Raw genomic sequence first — 7,912 nt, 5'->3', positions numbered from 1 at the left:
TAACCGAGTCGGGAAATACCTCGGCACATTGACATTCGGAAGTCACGTGACATTGACTGAAGTGGAGAACCGGCCCGGCACCGCCTTTTTCGTGTTGCCGCCGGCCGGGCAACCGCGAGATGCGAGGAGTTCTCGGTGAAACCCCTTGTTCATGCCGTGGTGGGCTGCGGACGCGTCGCCCCCAACCATGTCGACGGCTTTTCGGTGCTCCCCGATGCCGAACTGCGCTGGGCGTGCGACCGCGACCTCGCGCGGGCCGAGTCCCTGGCGCGCCGGTACGGACTGCCCCGTGCAACGGCGGACCTGCAAGACGTCCTGGCCGACCCCGAGGTCGACAGCGTTTCCATCGCCGTCGACCACGCCCAGCACTTCGAGCTGGCCGCCGCGGCACTCGAAGCGGGCAAGCACGTCCTGGTCGAGAAGCCGCTGGCCCTGACCGTCGAGCAGGGCACCGCGCTGACGGCCGTCGCACAGCACACCGGGCGCGTCCTGTCGGTCGTCTCGCAGCACCGGTACGACCCGGTCGTCACCTCGGTGCGCGACTGGATCGCGGGCGGCCTGCTCGGACAGCTCGTGTCCGGCACCGTCAGCCTCCAGTGCGGGCGCGACGACGCCTACTACGCCGACAGCTACTGGCGCGGCACCTTCGCGGGAGAGGGCGGCTCCGCCCTGGTCAACCAGGGCTATCACGCACTCGACGTGACACGCTGGCTCGTCGGCGGCCTCACCGTGGCCGGCGCGGCCACCGGACACACGGCACCCCGTGGCGGGATGGAGACCGAGGACACGCTGGCGGCGTTGCTGCGGGGCCCGCAGGGCGCCCTGGTGACGTACCACGTCACGGTCGCGAGCAGCATCACCTGGCGCACCCGGGTCGAACTGGTCGGCACCGAGGGCTCGGTCCTCTTCGACCTCGACCACCCCGGGACGCTCCATCTCGCCGAGGGCGGCGAAGCGTTGCGCGCGGCCGCGCGGGAGGTCGCCGCGCAGGTGGAACCGGCCCCCGCCGGCATCGGCTACTACGGCATCTCCCACCGCCGCCAGATCGCCGACTTCGCCACCGCGGTACGCGACGGGCGCACGATGACGGCGGACGGCGAGGCAGGCCTGGACACACTGCGGCTGCTCCGCGAGATGTACGGTGCGGCCCGCTCCGGCGGCCCCACGGCTCCCGGCGAGCGCGCGGCCGTACCCGTGGCCGCGAACGCCGGGCCGACGCTGGGCGGGTGACGGCGCGTGGCAGAGGTCGTCGCCGTCGCCGGGGTCCCGCACACCCCGGTGTTCCCTGCCCTGGCCCGGGGTGACACGGAGTCGGGGGCGGAGGTGGCGCGGCGCTACGCGGCGGTGGACGAGGTGGTCGCGCGGGCGGACGCCGATGTCCTCGTCGTCCTCACCTGCGACCACATCAACACCTTCACCCCCGACTTGTGGCCGACGTTCGCCGTCGCCACCGGGCACAGCGCCCTCGGCCCCAATGACGACGTGCCGGGCGTCTCCCCCATGTCGTACGCGCTGGCCGCGGATGCCGGGGCGGCGCTCCACCGGGGTCTGGTCGGCCAGGACTTCGATCCGGTGGCCCTCAGGGACCACTCGGTCGACCACTCGGTCGTGGTGCCGCTGCACTTCCTCAACGGGCGCCGGCTGCCCGTCGTCCCCGTGTATGTGAACGGCATGGTGGCGCCGAGGCCTTCGGCCGCGCGGTGCAGACGACTCGGCCGGGTGCTGCGCAACGCCCTGGAGGAGCTGCCGGGCCGCCGCGTCGCCGTCGTCGCGAGCGGCAGCTTCTCGCTGGAGGTGGGCGGACCCCGGGTACTGCCCGACCAGCTGTACGGCGTGCCGCGGCCGGCCTGGGCCCGCTCGGTCGCCGACCGGCTGCACCGGGGTGACCTGGACGGCCTGGTCGCCGAGGCCACGGAGCGGCGCATCGAGGAGGCGGGCACGGTCGCCGGTGAGGTCCTGCCGTGGATCGCGGCCGCCGAGACGGCCACGGACCTGCCCCTCGCCCTCATGGACCACCGGGACGGCGAGGGCCACGCCTTCGCGGCCTGGGGACCCGCCTGACCACCTGCCCCGAACCGTGCAACACCCGTGGCTCCGGGACGCGATGGATGCGTCCCGGAGCCACGGCCGGAGGAAGGAAGGACTCGCAGATGAGCGTCCAGGCGATCGATCGCCTCTGTTACGACGTCGCGCACGACCCGGACACCCTGGAGCGGCTGCGCGCGGACCCGCGGCGGGAGCTCGCGCGTCGCCCGCTGTCCGCGGCGGAGCGGGACGAGCTGCTGAGCGGCGACGTCGCCGCCCTCTACCGCCGGGGGGCGCATCCGGTTCTGCTGGTACGGCTGGCCAACGCCCGTGTGCTGGGCCTCGATCCGGGGCTCTACGCGGCGCGCATCCGCACGGCTGAGGCGCGCTTCAGCGTGTCGGCGCCGCCGGGACCGGCGTGAGCCAGGCGTCGTACTTGTCGGTGACGGCGCGGACCGTGTCGTGGTAGCAGGACTCCAGCGCCTGCGTGATCGCGCCGGCGGTCTTGCCGTCACCGATGGGGAACCCGTCGACCTCGACGGCGGGCAGCACTTCGGCCGCCGTGCCCATGAGGAAGATCTCGTCGGCGAGATACAGCTCGGTCCGCTCCACGGGCCGGGTCTCGACGGACAGACCGAGTTCGTCCTCGGCAAGCCGGAACAGGGTGTTGCGGGTGATGCTGTCCAGAACCCCGCTGGCCAGGTCGGGGGTGATGAGCCGGCCGCCCTTGACCAGGGCGATGCACGAGCCGGAGGACTCGGTGACGTTCCCCGCGCCGTTGAGGAAGACCGGCCAGTCGGCGCCGCGGGCCTGCGCGTCGACATTGCCCAGCCTGCCGTTGTGGTAGTTCGAGAACACCTTCATCGACGCCGGTGAGGCACCGGGGTTGAAGCGGGGCCAGGAGCTGACCGCGAGGGTGCAGGTGCGCCCCCGGCCGAGTTTGCTCTCGAACTCCCAGGTCTCGATGGCGATTTCCGCAGGCGTCCCGCGCGGCACCATCTGTTCCTTGTGCGTCCCCCGGGCGAAGCCCCACGGACGCACATAGAGGTCCTTGCCGCGGCTCTCCCACGAAGCGAGCAGTTCGGCGGCGGCCGTGACGAGCGCGTCGGCGTCGAACTCGGGCTCCAGCCGGCCCAGCCGGAGGGAGTCCAGCAGCCGCTGCATGTGATCGCGGAACCGGAAGCCGTACAGCGCCCCGCGCGTTTCGCTCCAGTAGGAGTGCACGCCTTCGAACGCGGCGGAGACCGAGGCGTGCCCCACGGAACTGATGTGGATCGTCGCCTCTTCCCATGGCATGAAAGCGCCATTGCGCCATATCAAGCGTCCATATTCGGAAGACACGCCTGCTCCTCTCGACGGAACCCTACTGAACCTGGAGATCACGCAGAACCCTGACCGACCCTAGGTTCAGCAAGGAATCTCTGTCAAGACAGTCACAAACGCAGTCAATTTCTGTCCCGCATCCCCCGTCCGTTGAGCTCCTCCAGTGCCATGACCGCAGGTGGCAACTCGACTCCTTCCTCACGGCACCAGCGCAGGGAGAGTCCGAGCGGCACCCCCTGCTCCGAGCGCAGCCGCGCCAGGGCACGTGCCGTCTCGCGCGGGCTGCCGGTCAGCAGCCCCGGCACCGACACCCGGGCGCGCCCCCGTCTGACGACCCGTTCGAATGCCCGACATTCGCGTGCGACGTGTTCCCACGAAGCCGGCGAGAGCGGAGTGAGGCCGAGGGGGACGCGGTAGGCGAGGTCGGCGACGGCGATGACCTCACGCAGCATCGACGGCGGTACGCCCCGGACGGCCAGCTCACTCCCGATCATCCGGATGAGTCTGCGCAGCACGTACGGGCCGCCCCTGGGCCCCGGGGCGACCCCCTCCCCGAGCAGCAGCGCGGCGGCGCTCGACAGATCGGCGAGGAAGACGGAGCTGACGCCCGCCGGATCGGCGGCCTCGGCCAGGACCGCGGAGATACTCGCCGTCAGGGGGCTCAGCAGCGGCGGCACACCGGCCGCGGCGACGCCCGGCTCCGGTCCGGCGACGCCGCGGCGCACCAGCGCGTACTCCGGGACGATCATCTCGAACAGCGGATGCGGCAGCGCCGTCAGCCGCCCCGCCCGGCGCCGGCGCTCGGCGAACTGCAGGTGGGCGACGGACAGATGACAGCCGCAGGGGCAGCCCGGACCGCAGTGCGCGTACATGGCCGAATCCGACCGGCGGCGCACGGTGAGGCGGGGCCCCAGCTCGGGGGCCATGCGGGGCGGAACGCCGGCCACGCCGCCACCGTCGACGACCCGGTCCCGCTCGACGCCGAGGGCGCGCAGTGCGCGCACCACCGCGTTCCCGTCCTCGGACTGTGCGGACAGCAGAAAGGTCAGGCCGCCGGTCCCGGCACCGGAGTCGCGCAGCGCCTCGAAGACGTCCTGGAGGGCCGCCGGGTACGGGCGCGCCCCGGTCCAGACGGCTCCGACCACCCGGCCGGCGCTCGGCGGGGACGCCGGCGGGAGCGCCGTGACACGGCTCGTGTTCACGATCCACTGGAGCACCACGGCACCGCCCGCCTCGGGCCGCGGATAGCCGCTCAAGGACCACCGCCAGTCCGGGGCCGCGACAGAGGTGAGCAGCGTGGTCGCGCCGCCGCCCGCAAGCAGCGGGCGGGGCGGGCGCCGACGGTATCCGGCCCGCATCAGGCTCTCCACGAACAGCGGCGCCGCTTCGGCTCCGCGCGGTTGGGCCCGGGACTGCGCGAGACCCTCCGTCACGTGTATCACTCCCCGTCACTCCGGAGTCCTCCTCCGGTCGCAGATACATGCATTTACAGCTGTCACAAAAGTTCAGACAGAAGTCACTAACGCGTGCGAGTCCACCAGCCATTGCCCTTATGTCCGGTACGTCCGCTTTGCGGATCGAGTCCCCCGTGAACGGTGGCGATCTTGCATGCCAAAAGGGATATATCGATCCACCCGTGTCGCACGTTGACTGTGTTGGTCATGACGTGTCAGTATCCGAAGACAACGTAGTCATCACCGGTCAAGATGAGTCACAAAGCAAGTCATCGTGGTTCTGACGGTGTGCCCCGCCTTCACCCCCCACGAATCCCGCACAGGAGAGGTAGAAAAAGTGAGCCATATTCGCTCGAGGCAGCTTTCCCTTGTTGTCACCGTGTTACTGTTCGCCCTCAATTTGCTGGCGGCGGGAACGCAGGCGGAACTACGGGGCGCCACCGGGCGGGTCGCGGCCTCCACGACGACGTCCGCACAGGTCCTGGCCGACCCGAAAGGCAGGGGCCCGGACGTACCGGTCTGCTGCTGAGCCGACGGCCGTAACGCCGGGAGGGCGGCAGTGGCCGGTGGCCCGCTGCCGCCCTCCCGATGACCGCTCCGGTCAGCCTCGCACCCGTGACGTGAGCGGCTGCCCCGTCAGGAAGGTCTCCCGGTGTCCCATGCACCGCATGCTCTGCCGGTAGGCCCAGACCGCCCGTTCGTCCTCGCCGCACAGCTTGAGGATCTCCGCCAACTCCGCCCAGGCGAAGGCCGCCTGACGGTTGGCCTCGGAGGCCTCCAGCATCAGGGCGCCGCGTTCGTACGCCTGCTGGGCCGCCGTCCGGTCGCCCTGGGCCAGCCGGGCCGCCGCCAGGACCAGGTGGTTGCGCGCGCTCTGCAGCCGGTGCTCGGTGCCCAGCAGCCTCAGCGCCTCCTCCGCGTGATCGATGGCGGCCGACACGTTCTCCAGGCGCAGTTCCGCCCGGGCCAGGGCGGAGAGGCAGTAGGCGACGTCCACGCTGCTGCCCACCGACCGCAGGGAGGCAAGGCTCTGTTCGAGGACGTCATGGGCGGCCTGGGGCTGGGGCGTCTCCGACTGGAGGAGCACCATCGCGTACGCGTTGCGCAGTCGCGCCAGCGCCCGCTCGTCGTCCCCCTCGGCGTACACCGTCAGGGCCTTCTCGATCAGGGTCAGGGCGTCGGCGGTGTTGCCGTTGCGGTGCATCACCACGCTGGCATTCCAGTACGCGGCGCCCAGGGCGCGGGAATCGGTGATCGTGCCGGCCTGGTCGATCGCCCTGGTGGCCAGGTAGGCGGCTCTGTGCAGGTCGCCCCGCTCCATATAGACCCCGACCAGGGTGGACAGCAGCTCGACCCCGACGACCGTCGGTGCCAGGTTCAGCTTCTGCAGCTCCTCCAGCGTGGCCTCCGCCAGCTCGATGGCGTGCGAGAGGTCGCCGAGTTCCCGGTAGCACCGGCACAGCGCGATCACCACGGTGAGGTGTGCCACCAGATCGGGGCGGTCCACGGAGGCCGAGCGCAGACCCTCCAGGTGGGCGACCGCCTCCTCCAGAAGGCCCGCGTGCTCCAGCGCACGGGCGACACCGTGTTCGGCCTTGTACCAGATCTCGGGCTGGGCGTCCGGCGTGGCCGTGTCCTGCACGGACCGGTACGCCTCCAGGGCCGCGTGCGGGTCGCCGTTGTTCAGGGCCATCTCGGCGTACTTGAGCTTGACCTCCAGATCGCCGATGGTGGCTTCCACCGGGCCGCCCGTCAGCTCGGACACATCACAGCCGAGCCGCTTGGCCAGCTGGGCGAGCACGTCGAGCGAAGGCGTCCGTTTCCCTGCTTCCAGCAAGGAGACATAGCTGGGTGACAGCTCGCCGCCCGCAAGGTCGGCCTGGGAAAGCCCGGCAGCACGGCGCAACCGCCGGATACGCGAACCCACGTCACTCGAGATGTTCACACTTTCTCCTCGATGGGATTGACAGGCCGATGCAGTCAAGATTACCTCACTGGGTTGACTCTGCACCTGTCACGAAGCAATAACTCTTGGTGTGCGGAGTTCTCCCGAGAAGTCGTTTTTCGTGATTGATTTCGGCTTCGGGTGTTCAAACACCAATGAGTCCCGCCACCGCAAGATCGAGGCGGACTCGATGAAGGCTCATGCAAAAAGGGCCTCCGCAGGCTGCTGCCCGCGAAGGCCCTTCGCACCGTCGGGACGACAGGATTTGAACCTGCGACCCCTTGACCCCCAGTCAAGTGCGCTACCAAGCTGCGCCACGTCCCGGTGCCGTCTGACCTGGGGTTTCCCCGGTCGAAACGCGCAGGGAAACAATACCGCACTCGGGTCGGTGGTCGCGCACCCTTTTGTCTTGACCTCAAGTTTGGTCGAGGTTGCACGATCGTCAGCATGACGATCACCGAGGAACAAGGGCGCACGTACGCCTACACGGACCTGCCGGGGCTGATGAGCAGGATGACCGGCGACGAGAAGCACGGCCCGGCCGCCACCTCCACGCTCGACGTGCTGTGGGTGCTGTACGACCGGGTGCTGCGGGTCGGGCCGCGGTCGATGGACGATCCGGCGCGGGACCGGTTCCTGCTGAGCAAGGGGCACGGGCCGATGGCGTACTACGCCGTGCTGGCCGCCAAGGGCTTCGTGCCGGTCGAGTGGCTGGCGGGCTTCGGCTCGTACGACTCCCCGCTCGGCCACCACCCCGACCGCGTGCTGGTGCCGGGGGCGGAGATCGGCAGCGGATCGCTCGGCCACGGGCTGCCGATCGCGGTGGGCACGGCGCTGGGGCTGCGCGCCCAGGGGCCCGCCGGTCCGCGGGTGTGGGTGCTGATCGGGGACGCCGAGCTGGACGAGGGCAGCAACCACGAGGCGATCGCCTTCGCCGGGCCCGCCGGTCTGGAGCGGCTGCACACCGTCGTCGTCGACAACTCCTCCGCGAGCCACGCCCCGCCCGGCGGGATCGCCGCGCGTTTCAAGGCCGCGGGCTGGTCCGCGGTGACCGTCGACGGCCGTGACCACGAGGCGCTGTACGCCGCCTTCACCACGCCGCATCCGGGCCGCCCGCACGTGGTCGTGGCCCGTGTCGAGCCGAAGCACGCCTGAACCGATTCCA

7 protein-coding genes and 1 tRNA gene are annotated in these 7,912 nt (G+C 70.6%); 4 read left to right on the top strand and 4 right to left on the bottom strand.

Features of this window, described 5'->3' with window-relative positions:
• Nucleotides 1–135 precede the first annotated feature (135 nt).
• The 3 genes from ACZ4EG_RS20560 (at nt 136) to ACZ4EG_RS20550 (ending at nt 2,447) form a co-directional block, all read left to right on the top strand.
• On the top strand, nt 136–1,230 hold the full coding sequence (locus ACZ4EG_RS20560; RefSeq protein WP_467791591.1) for a Gfo/Idh/MocA family protein: 1,095 nt from the start codon (nt 136–138) through the stop codon (nt 1,228–1,230).
• 6 nt (nt 1,231–1,236) lie between these two features.
• Complete coding sequence (locus ACZ4EG_RS20555) at nt 1,237–2,061, top strand: DODA-type extradiol aromatic ring-opening family dioxygenase (protein WP_467791590.1); 825 nt, start codon at nt 1,237–1,239, stop codon at nt 2,059–2,061.
• Between the two features lie 89 nt (nt 2,062–2,150).
• Entirely contained in the window at nt 2,151–2,447 is a 297-nt protein-coding gene (locus tag ACZ4EG_RS20550; protein ID WP_467791589.1) for a hypothetical protein, read from the top strand.
• Here ACZ4EG_RS20550 and ACZ4EG_RS20545 read toward each other — a convergent pair.
• The 4 genes from ACZ4EG_RS20545 to ACZ4EG_RS20530 form a co-directional block, all read right to left on the bottom strand.
• Entirely contained in the window at nt 2,416–3,321 is a 906-nt protein-coding gene (locus ACZ4EG_RS20545) for an aminotransferase class IV (RefSeq protein ID WP_453545482.1), read from the bottom strand. The genes ACZ4EG_RS20550 and ACZ4EG_RS20545 overlap by 32 nt on opposite strands.
• A gap of 149 nt (nt 3,322–3,470) precedes the next feature.
• Nucleotides 3,471–4,781 carry a hypothetical protein gene (locus tag ACZ4EG_RS20540; RefSeq protein ID WP_467791588.1) on the bottom strand — a complete coding sequence of 437 codons (1,311 nt, stop codon included), beginning with the start codon at nt 4,779–4,781 and terminating at the stop codon, nt 3,471–3,473.
• A gap of 622 nt (nt 4,782–5,403) precedes the next feature.
• Complete coding sequence (locus ACZ4EG_RS20535; protein WP_467791587.1) at nt 5,404–6,747, bottom strand: helix-turn-helix domain-containing protein; 1,344 nt, start codon at nt 6,745–6,747, stop codon at nt 5,404–5,406.
• 250 nt (nt 6,748–6,997) lie between these two features.
• Nucleotides 6,998–7,071: transfer RNA gene (locus ACZ4EG_RS20530), tRNA-Pro, on the bottom strand.
• Between the two features lie 123 nt (nt 7,072–7,194).
• On the opposite strand from ACZ4EG_RS20530, the gene ACZ4EG_RS20525 reads away from it, so the two are divergent.
• Entirely contained in the window at nt 7,195–7,902 is a 708-nt protein-coding gene (locus ACZ4EG_RS20525) for a transketolase (protein ID WP_467791586.1), read from the top strand.
• The last annotated feature ends 10 nt before the right edge of the window (nt 7,903–7,912 follow it).

It is taken from the genome of Streptomyces sp. NPDC025638 (genome assembly GCF_055558775.1).
This window is presented reverse-complemented; position numbering and strand designations above follow the sequence as displayed.